The organism is Bradyrhizobium canariense (assembly GCF_019402665.1).
Lineage (GTDB): Bacteria > Pseudomonadota > Alphaproteobacteria > Rhizobiales > Xanthobacteraceae > Bradyrhizobium > Bradyrhizobium canariense.
Genome location: NZ_VSST01000037.1, coordinates 176,359 through 193,054, shown reverse-complemented (window position 1 = coordinate 193,054; position 16,696 = coordinate 176,359). Strand labels below are relative to the sequence as shown.

14 protein-coding genes are annotated in these 16,696 nt (G+C 64.1%); 7 read left to right on the top strand and 7 right to left on the bottom strand.

Annotated elements, in window-relative coordinates; translation table 11 throughout:
* The 4 genes from FXB41_RS19955 to FXB41_RS19940 are packed head-to-tail and all read left to right on the top strand — an operon-like array spanning position 1 to position 5,810.
* Positions 1–1,881 (top strand): extracellular solute-binding protein, encoded by a 1,881-nt coding sequence (locus FXB41_RS19955; RefSeq protein WP_219682914.1) that lies wholly within the window; start codon positions 1–3, stop codon positions 1,879–1,881.
* Positions 1,878–2,987 (top strand): microcin C ABC transporter permease YejB, encoded by a 1,110-nt coding sequence (locus tag FXB41_RS19950; protein WP_007605353.1) that lies wholly within the window; start codon positions 1,878–1,880, stop codon positions 2,985–2,987. The genes FXB41_RS19955 and FXB41_RS19950 overlap by 4 nt, the downstream gene beginning before the upstream one ends.
* On the top strand, positions 2,987–4,168 hold the full coding sequence (locus FXB41_RS19945) for an ABC transporter permease (RefSeq protein ID WP_219682913.1): 1,182 nt from the start codon (positions 2,987–2,989) through the stop codon (positions 4,166–4,168). The genes FXB41_RS19950 and FXB41_RS19945 overlap by 1 nt, the downstream gene beginning before the upstream one ends.
* A gap of 4 nt (positions 4,169–4,172) precedes the next feature.
* Entirely contained in the window at positions 4,173–5,810 is a 1,638-nt protein-coding gene (locus FXB41_RS19940; protein WP_219682912.1) for an ABC transporter ATP-binding protein, read from the top strand.
* Positions 5,811–5,816: 6 nt separating this feature from the next.
* Here FXB41_RS19940 and FXB41_RS19935 read toward each other — a convergent pair whose 3' ends face one another.
* A complete protein-coding gene (locus FXB41_RS19935; RefSeq protein ID WP_219682911.1) occupies positions 5,817–6,671 on the bottom strand; it encodes a C40 family peptidase in 855 nt (284 codons plus the stop codon).
* Positions 6,664–8,037: a leucyl aminopeptidase family protein gene (locus tag FXB41_RS19930; RefSeq protein WP_219682910.1), complete on the bottom strand. Its 1,374-nt coding sequence runs from the start codon at positions 8,035–8,037 to the stop codon at positions 6,664–6,666. The genes FXB41_RS19935 and FXB41_RS19930 overlap by 8 nt, the downstream gene beginning before the upstream one ends.
* A 200-nt stretch (positions 8,038–8,237) precedes the next feature.
* On the opposite strand from FXB41_RS19930, the gene FXB41_RS19925 reads away from it, so the two are divergent.
* From FXB41_RS19925 to FXB41_RS19915, 3 genes are all read left to right on the top strand, one after another.
* Entirely contained in the window at positions 8,238–8,441 is a 204-nt protein-coding gene (locus FXB41_RS19925) for a hypothetical protein (protein ID WP_007599763.1), read from the top strand.
* A gap of 266 nt (positions 8,442–8,707) precedes the next feature.
* Positions 8,708–10,222: a metallophosphoesterase family protein gene (locus tag FXB41_RS19920; RefSeq protein WP_219682909.1), complete on the top strand. Its 1,515-nt coding sequence runs from the start codon at positions 8,708–8,710 to the stop codon at positions 10,220–10,222.
* 94 nt (positions 10,223–10,316) lie between these two features.
* The gene (locus tag FXB41_RS19915; RefSeq protein ID WP_219682908.1) at positions 10,317–11,159 is read left to right on the top strand and encodes a tetratricopeptide repeat protein; all 843 of its coding nucleotides are present in this window, start codon (positions 10,317–10,319) and stop codon (positions 11,157–11,159) included.
* A gap of 74 nt (positions 11,160–11,233) precedes the next feature.
* Here FXB41_RS19915 and FXB41_RS19910 read toward each other — a convergent pair whose 3' ends face one another.
* The 5 genes from FXB41_RS19910 to FXB41_RS19890 are packed head-to-tail and all read right to left on the bottom strand — an operon-like array spanning position 11,234 to position 16,696.
* Positions 11,234–12,208: a type II secretion system F family protein gene (locus FXB41_RS19910; protein WP_007599767.1), complete on the bottom strand. Its 975-nt coding sequence runs from the start codon at positions 12,206–12,208 to the stop codon at positions 11,234–11,236.
* Between the two features lie 9 nt (positions 12,209–12,217).
* Positions 12,218–13,195: a type II secretion system F family protein gene (locus FXB41_RS19905; RefSeq protein WP_219682907.1), complete on the bottom strand. Its 978-nt coding sequence runs from the start codon at positions 13,193–13,195 to the stop codon at positions 12,218–12,220.
* 16 nt (positions 13,196–13,211) lie between these two features.
* Complete coding sequence (locus tag FXB41_RS19900) at positions 13,212–14,672, bottom strand: TadA family conjugal transfer-associated ATPase (protein ID WP_219682906.1); 1,461 nt, start codon at positions 14,670–14,672, stop codon at positions 13,212–13,214.
* A gap of 21 nt (positions 14,673–14,693) precedes the next feature.
* On the bottom strand, positions 14,694–15,962 hold the full coding sequence (locus FXB41_RS19895; RefSeq protein WP_007599774.1) for a CpaE/TadZ family protein: 1,269 nt from the start codon (positions 15,960–15,962) through the stop codon (positions 14,694–14,696).
* On the bottom strand, positions 15,959–16,696 hold the full coding sequence (locus FXB41_RS19890) for a CpaD family pilus assembly protein (protein ID WP_007599776.1): 738 nt from the start codon (positions 16,694–16,696) through the stop codon (positions 15,959–15,961). Before FXB41_RS19890 ends, FXB41_RS19895 begins: the two co-directional genes overlap by 4 nt.

Genomic DNA, 16,696 nt, shown 5'->3' with positions numbered 1-16,696 from the left:
ATGGCGCAGCTTTCACGCCGGCATGTGCTGGTTTTGGGTGCCGGTGGCGCGTTCAGCGCGGCCTGGCTCCGGGGCGCGACAGCGTCCGAGATGCCCGCCGAGGCCCACGGCATGTCGGCCTTCGGCGACCTCAAATATCCCGCCGATTTCCATCACTTCGAGTACGTCAATGTCGACGCGCCGAAGGGCGGCACCTTCTCGCTGATTCCGTCGGTGCGCGCCTACAACCAGTCCTACCAAACCTTCAACTCGCTCAATGCCTTCATCCTCAAAGGCGATGGCGCGCAGGGCATGGACATGACGTTTGCGCCGCTGATGGTGCGAGCCAATGACGAACCGGACGGGATGTACGGGCTTGCCGCCAAGTCTGTAAATATATCGGCAGACAAGCTGGTTTATCGCTTCACGATGCGGCCCGAGGCGAAGTTCCACGACGGCACCAAGCTGACCGCGCACGACGCGGCGTTTTCGCTGACGTCGCTGAAGACGAAGGGCCATCCCCTGATCATCGTGCAGATGCGCGATATGGTCAGCGCGGAAGCTGTTGACGATGCGACGCTTGTTGTGACCTTCGCCAAGGGACGCGCGCGCGACGTGCCACTCTATGTGGCGAGTCTGCCGATCTTCTCGAAAGCCTACTATGCCTCCCGTTCGTTCGACGAAACGTCTCTGGAGATCCCGTTGGGTTCGGGGCCGTACAAGGTCGGCAAGTTCGAGGTCAACCGCTACATCGAATACGAGCGCGTCAAGGATTGGTGGGCTGCCGATCTGCCCCCCTGTCGCGGCAGCTACAATTTTGACGTCGTGCGCTACGAATTCTACCGCGACCGCGATGTCGCCTTCGAAGGTTTCACCGGTAAGAACTATCTCTACCGCGAGGAGTTCACCTCTCGGATCTGGGCGACCCGCTATGACTTCCCTGCGGTGAAGGACGGTCGCGTCAAGATGGAGGTCGTGCCCGACGACACGCCCTCCGGCGCGCAAGGATGGTTCATCAACACCCGGCGCGACAAGTTCAGGGATCCCCGCGTGCGCGAGGCACTGATCGACGCCTTCGACTTCGAGTGGACCAACAAGACCATCATGTACGGTGCTTATGCCCGCACGGTGTCGCCATTTCAGAACTCGGACCTCATGGCGAGCGACGGGCCTCCGCCGCCGGAAGAGCTGAAGCTGCTGGAGCCGTTTCGCGGCCAGATTCCCGACGAGGTGTTCGCTGCGCCGTTCACGCCGCCGGTCTCGGACGGCTCCGGGCAGGACCGCAGCCTGCTGCGCAAGGCGCAGCAACTGCTCAGCGACGCCGGCCTGCCAATCAAGGACGGCAAGAGGGTGCTGCCGAACGGCGAGATCTTCAGGATCGAATTCCTGTTGGACGAGGCTTCGTTCCAGCCGCACCATGGGCCCTACATCAAGAATCTCGCGACGCTCGGCATCGAAGCGAGCGTGCGCCTCGTCGATGCCGTGCAACACAAGGCGCGCCAGGAAGATTTCGACTTCGATATGACGATCCAACGCTTCAGCATGTCGGCGACACCGGGCGATGCTATGCGCGCGTTCTTCTCGTCGCAGGTCGCGGCGACCAAGGGCTCGTATAATCTCGCGGGCGTCGCCAGTCCGGCCATCGACGCCATGATCGAGAAGATCATGGCGGCGGACAATCGCGAGGACTTGACCGTCGCCTGCCGGGCCTTCGATCGCCTGTTCCGCGCCGGCCGTTATTGGGTGCCGCAATGGTACAACAAAACGCACCGGCTTGCTTATTGGGACCAATTCGGTCATCCGCAGAAGCCGCCGCGTTATGCCAACGGCGTCGGTGCCCCCGACATCTGGTGGCATGATGGCGGCAAGGCCGCCAGGCTCGAGCAGGCGAAACAGCCATGAGCGCCTATATCGCCCGCCGCATCCTGCTGATGATCCCGACCTTGCTCGGGATCCTCTTCGTCTCCTTCATCGTCGTGCAGTTCGCGCCGGGCGGGCCGGTCGAGCGCGTGATCGCGCAGCTCTCGGGCGCCGATACCGGCGGGACCTCGCGCATTTCGGGCGGCAGCGACTTTGCGCAACGCGCCCCGGGGCAGTTAGGCGCTGGCGGCGACGCTATCAATTCGAAATATCGCGGCGCGCAAGGCCTCGATCCCGATTTCATCAAAAAGCTGGAAGTGCAGTTCGGCTTCGACAAGCCGGCCCCGGAGCGCTTCGCACTGATGGTCTGGAATTTCGCCCGCTTCGATTTTGGCAAGAGCTATTTTCGCGATGTCAGCGTGCTGCAACTCGTCAAGGAGAAGTTGCCGGTCTCGATCTCGCTCGGCATATGGCTGACGCTGCTGACCTACCTGATCTCGATTCCGCTCGGCATCCGCAAGGCGGTCAGGGACGGGACGCGCTTCGACACCTGGACGTCGAGCGTGCTCGTGCTCGGCTACGCCATACCCGGCTTCCTGTTCGCGATCCTCTTGATCATCCTGTTTGCCGGTGGCTCGTTCTTCAACTGGTTCCCGCTGCGCGGACTGACGTCAGACGGCTGGTCGCAATTTCCGTGGTACTGGAAGATCATCGATTATTTCTGGCATTTGACGCTGCCGCTGATCGCCATGGGGCTCGGTGCGTTCACCACCATGACGTTCCTGACAAAGAATTCGTTTCTGGACGAGATCCGCAAGCAATACGTGATGACCGCGCGCGCGAAAGGCTGCAGCGAGAATAGGGTGCTCTATGGCCACGTCTTCCGCAACGCGATGCTGATCGTCATCGCCGGCTTTCCCTCGACCTTCATTCACGCTTTCTTCTCGGGCTCGCTTCTGATCGAGACCATCTTCTCGCTGGACGGACTGGGACTGCTCAGTTTCGAGAGCGTTCTCAACCGCGACTACCCCGTGGTGTTCGGCACGCTCTTCATCTTTTCGCTCGTCGGCCTCGTGATCAACCTGATCTCTGACCTGACCTATATGTGGATCGATCCGCGAATCGATTTCGAGGCGCGGGAGGTCTGATGACGCTGGCCGCCCCCACCACGCCGATCGAAACCACTGCGAAGTCGCCGCTCGGCAATGCCGTGCCGATCACGCGCAGACCGTTCGTGCCGTCGCCGCTCAACAGGCGCCGCTGGCAGAATTTCAAGGCGAACCGGCGCGGCTATTGGTCGTTCTGGATCTTCCTGATCCTGTTTGTGGTGTCGTTGTTCGCCGAGCTGATCGCCAATGATCGGCCGTTCCTGATCAAATATGATGGCCACCTTTATTGGCCCTCCGTCGTCACCTATTCGGAAACCACTTTCGGCGGCGATTTCGAAACGGCGGCCGACTATCGCGATCCCTATCTGCAGAAGTTGATCAAGGACAAGGGTGGCAGCATCGTCTGGCCGCTGATCCGCTATTCCTACGACACCCACAATCTCGATCTGCCGACGCCGGCGCCGTCGAAGCCGACCTGGATGCTGACGGAAGCGCAATGCAAGCCTGTCGTCGAGAAGAAAGGCCTCAAGAGCTGCCGCGATCTCGAATACAACTGGCTCGGCACCGACGATCAGGGCCGTGACGTGGTGGCGCGGCTGATCTACGGCTTCCGCATCTCGGTGCTGTTCGGCCTCTGCCTGACCATCGTCTCCTCCATCGTCGGTATCGCGGCCGGCGCGGTGCAGGGCTATTTCGGCGGCTGGATCGACCTGTTGTTCCAGCGTTTCATCGAGATATGGACTGCGATTCCTTCGCTCTATCTACTGCTGATCCTGTCGTCGGTGCTCGTGCCCGGCTTCTTCGTGCTTCTCGGCATCCTGCTGTTGTTTTCCTGGGTGTCGCTGGTCGGACTCGTGCGCGCGGAATTCCTGCGCGGGCGCAATTTCGAGTATATCCAGGCGGCGCGGGCGCTCGGCGTGTCGAACAAGGTCATCATGTTCCGGCATCTGTTGCCGAACGCGATGGTCGCGACCATGACGTTCCTGCCGTTCATCGTGTCGAGTTCGGTGATGACGCTAACGGCGCTCGACTTCCTCGGGTTCGGACTGCCGCCCGGCTCGCCGTCGCTCGGCGAGCTGCTGTCGCAGGGCAAGTCCAACGTGCAGGCGCCCTGGCTCGGTTTCTCCGGCTTCTTCTCGGTCGCCATCATGCTGTCGCTCTTGATTTTCATCGGCGAGGCCGTGCGCGACGCGTTCGATCCGCGCAAGACGTTCAGGTAAGCCAATGGACGCGATCAACCAGCCCCTGCTCAGCGTGCGCGAGCTCTCGGTGGCCTTCCACCAGGGCGGCGTCACCACGCTCGCGGTCGACAAGATCTCGTTCCAGATCAGGCGCGGCGAGTGCGTGGCGCTGGTCGGCGAGTCCGGCTCCGGCAAGTCGGTCAGCGCGCTCTCGATCCTCAAGCTCTTGCCCTATCCGAACGCCTCGCATCCTTCGGGCAGCATCCACTTCAAGGGCCAGGAACTGATCGACCGGTCGGAGCAGGAGATGCGGGAGATTCGCGGCAGCGACATCTCCATCATCTTCCAGGAGCCGATGACCTCGCTCAATCCACTGCACACGATCGAGGCGCAGATCGGCGAGATCATCCAGCTGCACAATCCGACCAGCAACGCCGAGGCGCGCAGGCGGACGCTGGAATTGCTGACGCAGGTCGGCATTCCCGAGCCTGAAACGCGGCTGAAGAGCTATCCGCACCAGCTCTCCGGCGGCCAGCGTCAGCGCGTGATGATCGCGATGGCGCTCGCCAACGAGCCTGACCTCTTGATCGCGGACGAGCCGACCACGGCGCTCGACGTCACCGTGCAGGCGCAGATCCTGACGCTGCTCGCGGAGATCCGCAGTCGCCTCGGCATGAGCCTGCTCTTCATCACCCACGATCTCGGCATCGTGCGCCGCATCGCCGACCAGGTCTGCGTCATGAAGGGCGGCGAGATCGTCGAGCAGGGGCCGGTCGAGCAAGTGTTCAAGACCCCGAAGCATCCTTACACGCGCGACCTGCTTGCCGCGGAGCCGAAGCCGGATCCGGCGCCGCCGCAGCCGGATGCGCCGGTGGTGATGTCGGCCGACGACCTGAAAGTCTGGTTTCCGATCAAGCGCGGGTTGATGCGCAAGACGGTCGGTCACATCAAGGCGGTCGACGGTGTCAGCATCGCCGTGCGCAAGGGCGAGACGCTTGGCGTCGTCGGCGAGTCCGGCTCGGGCAAGACCACGCTGGGGCTCGCATTGCTGCGGCTGATCTCGTCGAACGGACGCATTGTGTTCCTGGGAAAGGATATCCAGGGCCTGCGCTTCAAGGAGATGCGGCCGTTCCGGCGCGACATGCAGATCGTGTTCCAGGATCCGTTCGGCTCGCTCAGCCCGCGCATGTCGGTCGTCGACATCGTCGCCGAAGGCCTCACCGTGCATCAGCCGCAGCTCTCGCGCGGCGAGCGTGAGGAGCGCGTCGTCAAGGCGCTCGAGGACGTCGGACTGAAGCCGGATACCCGCCACCGTTATCCGCATGAATTCTCCGGCGGCCAGCGCCAGCGCATCAGCATCGCCCGGGCGGTGGTGCTGGAGCCGGATTTCGTCGTGCTGGACGAGCCGACCAGTGCGCTCGACATGCTGATTCAGGCGCAAATGGTCGATCTGCTACGTGAATTGCAGCGCCGGCGCGATCTCACCTACATGTTCATCTCGCACGATCTGCGCGTCGTCGCCTCGCTCGCCAGCCATCTGATCGTGATGCGCGGCGGCAAGGTGGTCGAGGAAGGCCAGGCCGCCGAGCTCTTCAAGAACCCGAAGACGGATTACACGCGCGCGCTGTTTGCGGCGGCGTTCCGGCTGGAGACGGCGGGGAATGGGTCTGCGGCGACTTAGCGTCCGTCAGAGCCGCTTGATCGCGGTGACCTCGCTGCCGGCTTGCTTGATCCTTGCGATGGCCGGCTCGATCGGCTCGATCGCCGTTGCCATGTGATGCGCATTGGCGTGGACCATAGTGTCGGCGTCGCGGACGATGGCGACATGACCCTTCCAGAAAATGAGATCGCCGCGCAGCAAGCTGCTCCGCTCATGCGGCTCCAGCGCGCGGCCGAGGCCGGCCTGCTGCATGTCGCTGTCGCGCGGGCAGCCGATGCCCGCTGATGTCAGCGAGATCTGGACGAGGCCGGAGCAATCGACGCCGAGGCTGCTCTTGCCACCCCAGAGATAGGGCGTGCCGACGAAACGCTCGGCGACTGCGGCGAAATCCGGCTCGCGATGGCCAAGCGGGGCGAGATGGGCCTTGGGCAGATATTGTCGGTCGCCCGTCACGGCGAAGCTGCCGTCCTCGCGTGCAACCGCGATCTTCGATCCCATCACCAGCGTGTCCGCCGGCGGCAGCTTGATCGAGGGGCCGGGGAAGGCAAAGGTTCGTAAAGCCCTGACTATGTGGGTCGGCGCGGCCGCAGGCTTCATGAGCGCTGCGTCCGGCAGCCAGCCGACATAGCCGTCACCGGAAAGCTGACCCCATGCCCAGCCTTCGCCGTTGCGATCGTAGACCGTGACGCGCTCGCCGCGCAACGCTTGCGTCATCAGCATCGCGTTCGGCGACGGCTGCTCGCGCACGGGCGCGATCGCCTCGATCATCTCGAATTCCTCGCCCGTGACGAAGCGATCCGCCTGCACCGTGCCTTCGAGATACTTCGCGGCGAGGTCGCCTCGCGACGGTGTCAGCCTTGGATCTCGTCCCGGATCACGCATAGCGCTCGCTCAACAATGTGTAGATCGCGCGCGCGGCCTGGCACTCGCCGCCCTCGGGGCGTGCGGGCTTCGCCGACGGCGTCCAGCCGTAGATGTCGACATGCAGCCAGCTCTTGGCCTGTTCGACGAAGCGTTGCAGGAACAGCGCGCAGATGATCGAGCCGGCAAAGCCGCCTGACGGTGCGTTGGTGATGGTGGCCGTCTTGGAGTCCAGCCACGCATCGTAAGGCGGCCACAGTGGCATGCGCCACAACGGATCGTTCTCCCTCGCCGCGCATCGTGCGACGTCGGCGGCCAGCGCCTCATCATTGGTGTAAAAGGGCGGCAAATCCGGCCCCAGCGCGACGCGTGCCGCTCCCGTCAACGTGCCGAGATCGATCAGCAGGTCCGGCTTTTCCTCGTCCGCCAGCGCCAGCGCGTCGGCGAGCACCAGCCGTCCCTCCGCGTCCGTATTGCCGATCTCGACGGTGATGCCCTTGCGCGAGGTGAAGATGTCGAGCGGGCGGAAGGCATTGCCCGCGACCGCGTTCTCCACGGCCGGAATCAGCACGCGCAGTCGCACCTTCAGCTTCGCATCCATCACCATGCGCGCCAGCGCCAGCACGTTGGCGGCGCCGCCCATGTCCTTCTTCATGATCAGCATGCCGCTCGACGGCTTCAAGTCGAGCCCGCCGGTGTCGAAGCAGACGCCCTTGCCGACCAGCGTCACCTTGGGATGGGCCGGGTCGCCCCAGCCGATGTCGATCAGCCGCGGCGCGCGGCTAGATGCCATGCCGACGGCGTGGATCAGCGGAAAATTCGTCTTCAAGTCGTCACCGATGGTGCAGGCAAAGCTTGCACCGAATTCGGCGGCGAGATCCTGCGCGGCCGCGGCCAGCTCTTCCGGCCCCATGTCATTGGCCGGCGTGTTGATGAGGTCGCGCGCCAGTGTTGCGGCGTCCGCCATGCGGTTGATCTCGGTCGCGTCGACGCCGTAGGGCGGCACGAGGCGGACCTCGGGGCGATCCGCCTTGCGGTACCGGGCGAAGCGGTAGCTGCCGAGCGCGAAGGCGAGTGCGGCGAGCCGTGCATCGTGCGGTGCATTGGCGAAGCGATAGATGCCCGGCGGCAGCAGGCCGGGCAGGGCGCCCGGTCGGAACAGGTCGCGCGATCTTGCACCTTCGTCCTCGAGCCCGAACAGCACTTGCGCGATCGCGCCATCGAGCGCGGGCAGCGCGAGATAGCCGCCCGGCTTTGCGGTAAAGGCGCTCGCAATGGCGAACTGGCGTTGCGCCGCCGGTAGCCCCTCGGCGACCTGATCCCAGCTCGACTTGGTGACGAAGGTGATCGGGATGGCGGTAGGCGACGTCTCGAAGACAGAAGGCATTGGCGGGTCCGGATCCAGATCGAGCGGGTCATACGAACGGACGAGATTTCGCAGAGTTTTGCCGCCGCCGCAATCAGCTTTGCTGCCACCGTTCAGCGATCCGCTACTCGCAGCAAGGGGGCCATGCTAGGTTCCGGCAACGGCCGTCGGGTGCGGAGATCTCCGGCGGCCGACGACAAAGCCGGCCGGGAGGAAATGCAATGGAATTTGTGTGGAGCGTGGTCACATTCATCGGCCAGGCGGTCGAGGCGATTTTTGGCTATGTCGAGCATCATCATTGGATATTCGCGTTCCTTGCCGGCGGTTACGCCTTTTATCTCCACGACCGCTCCGTTCACGCGCGGTTCGATGCACTGGACAAGCGCATTGACGAAATCCGCAAGCGGCTCGCCATCGAATATTGATCAAGTGTGCGAAACCATCATCGGGCGGGCTCCGTATCTCATGCCAAGATCCGCGGTTCGCGCGAGCGGCCGCGGGGCTTTACTAGCGCTGCGGTTGTGGCATTATTGGCCAATATTTTAGATTGTGTCGTGCGGGTTCTGCACGTGGCGAAAGTCATTGCTACCTGGCTCATCACGGCCTGGGTTGAAACCGGCCTGAACCTGATCGTCGAAGGCATTTCTCTCATCGTTTGCGCGGCGCGACATTCGCAAATGAGCGACGCAAAATGGATAGATCGTTCGTCATCGTACAGATTTCCGACCTGCATCTGGACGGGTCTGGTCGACTGCTTGCGACGATCGAGACGCTCAATGCCGCAATTCGCGAGAGGATGGCGGACTTCGCGGACATTCCCGATCGCATCCTGCTGATCACCGGCGATATCGTGGGCGACCCGACGCCGCCTGCGCTCGACGAAGCGCTCGCAGTCATCGCGTCCTTCCGACAGACCGGGCTGTTCACCGACATCCAGGCAATCGCCGGCAATCACGACGTCAAGCGCTCGAGCCAGCGTGCAGGCCGCTACGACGTCTATGATTACCTGCATTTGCCGCGGACCTCGAAGAGCGTCTACTACCGTCAGGCCGGCCTCGATCTGGTGCTGCTGGATTCCAACCGCGCGAGCCTCACGACGCTCGCGAGCGGCAACGTCGACCAGAGCGCCTATAACGCCATGGTTTCGGATTCCGCGCGGCTGAGCGTCGAGCTCGCGGGCAGCCTCGGCTCGGGCGGCCGCGCCGATTATGCCGAGCCGGTGGAAAACCTCGTGCGCGTACTGGCGCTGCACCATCATCCACTGCCGCAGGCGACCGGAGAAGGAAAGCGGTTTCTCGGCGTGCCCGACGAACCGCTGATGTATCTCGCCGCGCCCGCGACCTTCCTCGAAGCGGCGACATCGCTCAACGTCGATCTGGTTCTGCACGGACACCGGCATGTCGAAGGGTTGACGCGCTATTCGATTCCCGATCCGCGCGCCATGTCGAGCGAGAGCGATGAAGCATTCTGGCGCACGATCTACGTCTTGTCCTGTCCGTCATCGACCGGGCAGGCCGGTGACGACGCCGGCTTCAACGTCATCCATTTCGGCCCGATGTCCCATCCGATGTCCCATGGCGGCCGCACCGAGTATCGCTTCGCGATCGCCCGCTACTCACGTCCGCGCAAGGATGGTGTCTTCAGGCTCCTCGATTCCAACCTGCCGCACGGCGTCGTCGGGCTGCCGGCCGGGCGGGATTTTTCCCGAGATCCGGCCGTCCAGTCGGGCATCGAGATCGACGCATGCACGACGCTGAAACGGGATCAGGTCGCGGCATTCGCCCGCCGGCTCCTGCTGCGCCGCGCCTTCTATGCCGATGGCGAGGCGGATTGGGCCGATTTGCTCCACGTCTATCTCGTCACCTCCCACGTCTGGGCAGATCTCGAAAGCAAGTTATCGAGATCCGCACGCAAGCATGAGGTCGACGCCGCGGCCACGGTGACATCGCTGCTGCGTCGGTTGATCGAACAATCTGCAAATGTGCTCGGCATCGACGATTTTCAGCTCGACGAGCTCCGCGCGAGGCGTCTGGTCAATCGTGACGACCTTCGGCGCGAATTGCCGAGGGTGGCGCGCCCGGGTATCGATCTCGAGATCGAGACGCGGCAACGATTGCAATTGCTGCGAGACCTGAACGAGCAGGCAAAGGCGCTCGGTCTCGATCCGGGTCTCGGCGGCAAGGTCCCGCCGCCGGCGCCGCAGTGAGGGACGCGGGTCCGGGGAATTAACCGGCCGTTAGGGTTAACAGTCTATTGCTGGCGCGTTCGGCTCGATCAATCGGCTCGAGAGTCAAAGCGTCATGCGTCAACGGTTCGGTCTTGAACGGTTCAGTCTTGGACGGCTCAGTCTTGCCCGGCTTTTCGCGTCCACCTCGCTGGTCGCGGCGGTGGCCATGGGCCTCGGCGGCTGCACGGCGATGTCGAAACTCTCCGACGTCACGGGCTCGGGCGGGCCGCGAGCGGAAGCCGCTCCCACCGATCCCGCGCGTGCTGCCGAAGTCTATGGCGAGCGCTATCGTGCCAATCCCAAAGACGCCGATGCGGCGCTCGCCTACGGTCAGGCCTTGCGCGCCAACGGCCAGCACGCCCAGGCCGCCGCCGTGCTCGAGCAGGCGACCATCGCCAATCCCGGCAACAAGGCGCTGATGGCCCAATACGGCCGCGCGCTCTCCGACAACGGCAATTTCCAGCAAGCCTTCGACGTGTTGTCGAAGGCGCATTCGCCCGATAACCCGGATTGGCGCCTGCTCTCGGTACAGGGGACCGCGCTCGATCAGATGGGCCGTCACGAGGAAGCGCGCTCCTATTATGCGAGCGCGCTCAAGATCGCGCCTGGCGATCCCGGTGTGCTCTCCAATCTCGGCCTGTCCTATATGTTGTCGAGAGACCTGCCGAAGGCCGAAGACGCCCTGCGGCAAGCCTATGCCTCGCCGCGCGCAAACGCGCGGGTGCGGCAGAATCTCGGTCTGGTCGTCGGTCTCCAGGGCCGCTTCGCCGAAGCCGAGACCATCGTGAAAGCGGACCTGCCGCCGGACCAGGCTGTGGCCAACGTCGCCTATCTCAAGGAAATGCTGACCCGCAACGACGTCCGGCGGGGTGCGCCGAAGCGGATTCCGGTCGCCTCGCTCGGCCAGCCCGACTGATCAGACGTGATCTTCGAGTCTTGATCTTCCAATCTTGAAGGCGCCCGCGGACCGTGCGCGGTCCGCGTCTAACGTCATTGCATCTCGGTGACCTTGATCCCCGTCGGCCCGAGGATGACGACGAACAGCACCGGCAGGAAGAACAGGATCATCGGTACCGTCAGCTTCGGCGGCAGTGCTGCGGCCTTTTTCTCGGCTTCGTTCATGCGCATGTCGCGATTTTCCTGCGCCATCACCCGCAAGGATTGACCGAGCGGGGTGCCGTAACGCTCGGCCTGCTGGAGCGCGAGACATACCGACTTGACGCCCTCGAGCCCGGTGCGCCGCGCGAGGTTCTCGTAGGCGACCTTGCGATCCTGCAGATATGACAGCTCGGCCGTGGTCAGGGTGAACTCCTCGGACAGCGCGATCGACTGGCTCACGATTTCGACCGCGACCTTCCGGAACGCCATCTCGACCGACATGCCGGATTCGATGCAGATCAGGAGCAGGTCGAGCGCATCGGGAAAGGCGCGCTTGATCGAGAGCTGGCGCTTGGAGATCGCGTTCCTGAGGAACAGCATTGGCGCCTGAAGTCCGAGATAGGCCGCACCGACGCAGATGCCGATCTTGATCGGCAACGACTGCTGCATGTGCGCGATCAGGAACACGTAGATGACCGAACCGACGAATAGCACGATCGGGGCAACCAGGCGGGCGAACAGGAAGGTGATGTAGGGCGCCTGGCCTCGATAGCCCGCCATGATGAGCTTGTCCCGCGCAGCTTCCTGCGCGAGCCATTTGGTCAGGTTGAAGTCATCGACGACCTTCGAGACGAGCTGCTTCGGCGTCTGTCGCAGCGAGACTTTTTCACTCTTGTGGAGGCGCTCGCGCTCGCGCTGCCGGATGCGCTCACGTTCGTTCGCAACCGCCTTCATGCGCTTGGAAAGGCCCTCGCCGGCGAACAGCGGCATCACCAGCGTATAGACGGTGGCGCTGGCGGCGATGGCCGCCAGCAGCATCGTCATGAAGTGAACGTCGTGAAGTTTCGCAACGAGGAACTCTACCATAAGGCACCATCAGAAGTCGAAATTGATCATCTTCTTCATCACCATGATGCCGATCGACATCCAGACGACGCAGCCGACCAGCATGAGCTGGCCGGTGGGATGAGTCCAAAGCATCGAGATGTATCCCGGCGTCGTGAGGTAGACGAGAAACATCACGATCGGCGGCAGCGAGCCGATGATGCCGGCCGAGGCCTTGGCTTCCATCGACATCGCCTGGATCTTCTCTTTCATCTTCTTGCGGTCGCGCAGCACCTTGGAGAGGTTGCCGAGCGCTTCGGAGAGGTTGCCGCCCGATTTCTGCTGGATCGAGATGACGATGCCGAAGAAATTGGCCTCGGGCAGCGGCATCCGATCGTAGAGTCGCGTGCAGGCCTCGCCGAGCGGCATGCCGATCGCCTGCGTCTCGATGATGGACAGAAACTCGGAGCGTAGCGGCTCTGGCGCGTCGGCGGCGACCACCTTGATCGATTCGAACAGCGGCAGGCCCGCCTTGATGCCGCGGACGATGACGTCGACGGCATCGGGCAAGGCGGCCAGGAACTTGTTTTCGCGGCGCTTCTTCAGGAAGCCGAGCGCCCAGCGGGGCAGACCGAGCCCGCCGGCAAAAGCGAAGCCGGCGGCACCGAGCAGGCCGCCGCCGATGAACAAGGCGACTGCGAACAGCACGCCCGCCACGACGGCGGATGCGATCCAGAATTTCTGCGGCGTCCAGTCGAGGCCGGCCTGCGACAGGCGAACACTGAGCGATACGCTCTTCTCCTGCTGGCGCCGCGCCTCGAGATCCTTGAGCGAGGTTTCGACCTGCTCGCGGCGCGAGCGCTGCGTCTTCTCGGCGGCGCGGGCCGTGGGCGCCTCGGCGCGCGAGATCGAGGCGCGGCGGCTCTCGGCCTTCCGTTCCCCGGACAGCATCGGATAAAGGAAGACCCAGGCGAGGCCGCCGACGGTCGCGGTGGCAAGGAAGGCGAGGGCAAGGACTTGCATGTTCATGGCTGTGCTGACCTGCTCACGTCGGCGGCGCCACTTCCGCGGCGTCGAGCGCCGCGGCAAGGCGCTTCTCTTCGCCGTAATAGCGGGCGCGTTCCCAGAATTTCGGGCGGCCGATTCCGGTCGACCGGTGCCGGCCGATGATCTTGCCGTTGGCGTCCTCGCCGACCATGTCGTAGAGGAAGACGTCCTGGGTGATGATGGTGTCGCCTTCCATGCCCATCACTTCGGTGATGTGGGTAATGCGGCGCGAACCGTCGCGCAGCCGCGCTGCCTGGACGATGACGTCGATCGAGGCGCAGATCATCTCGCGGATGGTGCGTGAAGGCAGGGAGAAGCCGCCCATCGTGATCATGGATTCGCAGCGCGATAGCGCCTCGCGCGGATTGTTGGCGTGCAGCGTGCCCATCGAGCCGTCATGGCCGGTGTTCATGGCCTGGAGCAGGTCGAACGCCTCGGGTCCGCGGACTTCGCCGACGATGATGCGCTCGGGACGCATACGCAAGCAGTTGCGCACCAGTTCGCGCATGGTCACCTGGCCTTCGCCCTCGATGTTGGGCGGGCGGGTCTCCAGTCGCACTACGTGCGGCTGCTGGAGCTGGAGTTCGGCGGCGTCTTCGCAGGTGATGACGCGCTCGTCGTGCTCGATGTAGTTGGTCAGGCAGTTGAGCAACGTGGTTTTGCCCGAGCCGGTACCGCCGGAGATCAGCACGTTGCAGCGGACGCGGCCGATGATCTGGAGGATTTCCGCGCCTTCCGGCGAGATTGCGCCGAACTTGACGAGCTGATCGAGCGTCAGCTTGTCCTTTTTGAACTTGCGGATGGTGAGCGTAGGGCCGTCGATCGACAGCGGGGGCACGATGGCGTTGACGCGGGAGCCGTCGGCCAGGCGCGCGTCGCAGATCGGCGAGGATTCGTCGACGCGCCGGCCGACCTGGCTGACGATACGCTGGCAGATGTTGAGGAGCTGCTGATTGTCGCGGAAGCGGATACCGGTGCGTTGGATCTTGCCGGCGACCTCGATGTAGACGGTGTCGGCGCCGTTGACCATGATGTCGGCGATGTCGTCGCGCGACAACAACGGCTCCAGCGGACCGTAGCCGAGGACGTCGTTGCAGATGTCGTCGAGCAGCTCTTCCTGCTCGGCGATCGACATCACGATGTTCTTGATCGCGATGATCTCGTTGACGATGTCCCGGATTTCCTCGCGCGCGGACTCCGAATCGAGCTTGGCGAGCTGGGCGAGGTCGATGGCCTCGATCAGCGCGCCGAAGATGGTCGCCTTAACCTCGTAATAATTGTCCGAGCGGCGGGCTTCCATGGTCGGCGCAGGCTTCGCCGGGGCGAGCGGCGGCGACGAGACTGCCGGCGGCGGCACGCGCGACACGGCGGGCGCCGGAGCCTGGGCAGGCTCTGGCGACACGGCACCGGGCTTCGGGGCCCGGGCGTCGGCGTCTGTTCCGCTACGCTTACCGAACACTTAAAAACTCCATGCGGCGGCCTATTTTCCCCGCAACTTGTCAATCAGGGGTGAAAGCAGGGACGATTTTTGCTTCTTCGTTTCGCTGCGGCCGGTCAGGCGCTGGGCGATCTGAAGGAACATCTCGATCGACTTATGGTTGGCCGAGATTTCCGCGATCATCTGGCCGTTATTGGCCGCCGAGCCGAAGATCTGCGGCTCGAACGGGATCGAGACGACGGGCTGGCTCTCGATCGCCTTGGCGAACTCCGCCGCGGCGATTTCGGGCCGTTTCGGCACGCCGACCTGGTTCAGGCAGTAGAGCGGCGGCCGGTCGTTGGGGCGCGCGGCTTTCAGGAGATCGAACATGTTTTTGGCGTTGCGCAAATTGGCGAGGTCGGGCGCCGCCACGATCAGGATGTCGTCCGCCCCAATCAGGGCGCGTTTGGTCCAGCCCGACCATTGGTGCGGAACGTCGAGCACGATGCAGGGCATGGTGGAGCGCAGCGTGTCGAACACGGCGTCGAAGGCGTCGGCGCCGAAATCATAGACCCGGTCGAGCGTCGCCGGCGCCGCCAGCAGGCTGAGGTGGTCGGTGCATTTCGACAGCAGGCGGTCGATGAAGGCGGTGTCGACGCGATCGGGCGAGAACACGGCGTCGGCAATGCCCTGCGGCGGATCCTGGTTATAGTCGAGCCCGGCCGTGCCGAAGGCGAGGTCGAGGTCGGCGACGACCGCGTCCATCGCGAGATCGCGGGCGATCGCCCAGGCAACATTGTGGGAGATAGTTGACGCGCCGACGCCGCCCTTGGCGCCAACCACGGCGATGATGCGGCCGACGGCCTTGGCTTCCGGCGCCGAGAACAGGTTGCAGATCGAGCGCACGACGTCGATCGCGCCGACCGGCGCGAGCACGTAGTCGCTGACGCCGCGGCGCACCAGCTCGCGGTAGAGCGTGACGTCGTTGATGCGGCCGATCACGACCACGCGGGTGCCGGCGTCGCAGACGGTCGCCAGATGGTCGAGCCCGCCCAGGAGGTCGTTGCGGCCGTCGCTTTCGAGCACGATCACGTTCGGCGTGGGTGCCGAGCGGTAGGCTTCGACCGCAGCCGCCATACCCCCCATCTGGATCTTCAGATGGGCCTTGCCGAGACGGCGATCTTCGCCGGCCGACTGCACGGCGGCCGCCGTTTCCACGGTCTCGCAGAAAGCCTGGACGGAAACGCGTGGCGCCGGCGCAATATGCTCCTCGACCGGCGGGAGCGATGCCTCGGACTGTTCTTCTTGGGGCTGGCGAGCGTAGCTGATCATCTGCCGGTGTCGCTGAGTTTGGCCTTGTCGGCCTCGGGATAGGCGACCGCCGTCGGCATTCCCTTGCGATACTTCTCGAACGCGGCGGTCCGCCGCGGCGTGTAGGACGGCGTTTCGGGCCGGGGCTGCTCGAGATCCGACGGATTGTCGACCATCGCCGCGAGGTTGCGCTGATAGGCGCAGCCGTAATTGTAATAGTCCTTGTTCTCGAACCAGCTCTTGTTCTTCATCGAAGGGCCGATGTCTTCCGGCCACAGGCCGCAGGGGCCCGCGACCGCCGCGATCTTGGAATAGGTGAGCCGGATCGGCGGCAGGAAGCGCTTGTCCTCCGGTTGGTAAGAGCGGGCGCTGACGCCGCGCGGCGGAACGCCCGCCGCCGACAGGATCGCCTGGATTTCACGCATGGTGTCCGCGACCGGACGCGCGTTGGGCGTGCCGGACGGCACGTCGATCCGGATCGCGCCGGTGCCTTCGTGCATCCAGGCCGAAGCGACGCCCATCACGTCGGCGCGCTGGGCCGCGGTCAAGCCGCCGCGGGCATGGCCGACGAAGACGACGATGGAGCGATTCTGCTCCTCGATGGCGATCGGATGGCGCTGCTTGTAGTCGTCGGGAATGGAGGCCGTGACCGCTTCGTCGTGCTGGCAACCGCCAAGGGCGAGCGCCATGCCGACGAGCGCGCCGCCGAGGTGGATGGCGCGCCTGCGAATCTGGGGTGGTCTAGTGATCTTCAT

Bases quoted from the DNA above. Each gene is read 5' to 3' on its own strand.
- FXB41_RS19910 (WP_007599767.1), bottom strand. From the start codon at position 12,208: ATGGTAGAGTTCCTCGTTGCGAAACTTCACGACGTTCACTTCATGACG.
- FXB41_RS19955 (WP_219682914.1), top strand. From the start codon at position 1: ATGGCGCAGCTTTCACGCCGGCATGTGCTGGTTTTGGGTGCCGGTGGC.
- FXB41_RS19905 (WP_219682907.1), bottom strand. From the start codon at position 13,195: ATGAACATGCAAGTCCTTGCCCTCGCCTTCCTTGCCACCGCGACCGTC.
- FXB41_RS19915 (WP_219682908.1), top strand. From the start codon at position 10,317: ATGCGTCAACGGTTCGGTCTTGAACGGTTCAGTCTTGGACGGCTCAGT.
- FXB41_RS19945 (WP_219682913.1), top strand. From the start codon at position 2,987: ATGACGCTGGCCGCCCCCACCACGCCGATCGAAACCACTGCGAAGTCG.
- FXB41_RS19895 (WP_007599774.1), bottom strand. From the start codon at position 15,962: ATGATCAGCTACGCTCGCCAGCCCCAAGAAGAACAGTCCGAGGCATCG.
- FXB41_RS19930 (WP_219682910.1), bottom strand. From the start codon at position 8,037: ATGCCTTCTGTCTTCGAGACGTCGCCTACCGCCATCCCGATCACCTTC.
- FXB41_RS19920 (WP_219682909.1), top strand. From the start codon at position 8,708: ATGGATAGATCGTTCGTCATCGTACAGATTTCCGACCTGCATCTGGAC.
- FXB41_RS19950 (WP_007605353.1), top strand. From the start codon at position 1,878: ATGAGCGCCTATATCGCCCGCCGCATCCTGCTGATGATCCCGACCTTG.
- FXB41_RS19925 (WP_007599763.1), top strand. From the start codon at position 8,238: ATGGAATTTGTGTGGAGCGTGGTCACATTCATCGGCCAGGCGGTCGAG.
- FXB41_RS19935 (WP_219682911.1), bottom strand. From the start codon at position 6,671: ATGCGTGATCCGGGACGAGATCCAAGGCTGACACCGTCGCGAGGCGAC.
- FXB41_RS19890 (WP_007599776.1), bottom strand. From the start codon at position 16,696: ATGAAGATCACTAGACCACCCCAGATTCGCAGGCGCGCCATCCACCTC.
- FXB41_RS19940 (WP_219682912.1), top strand. From the start codon at position 4,173: ATGGACGCGATCAACCAGCCCCTGCTCAGCGTGCGCGAGCTCTCGGTG.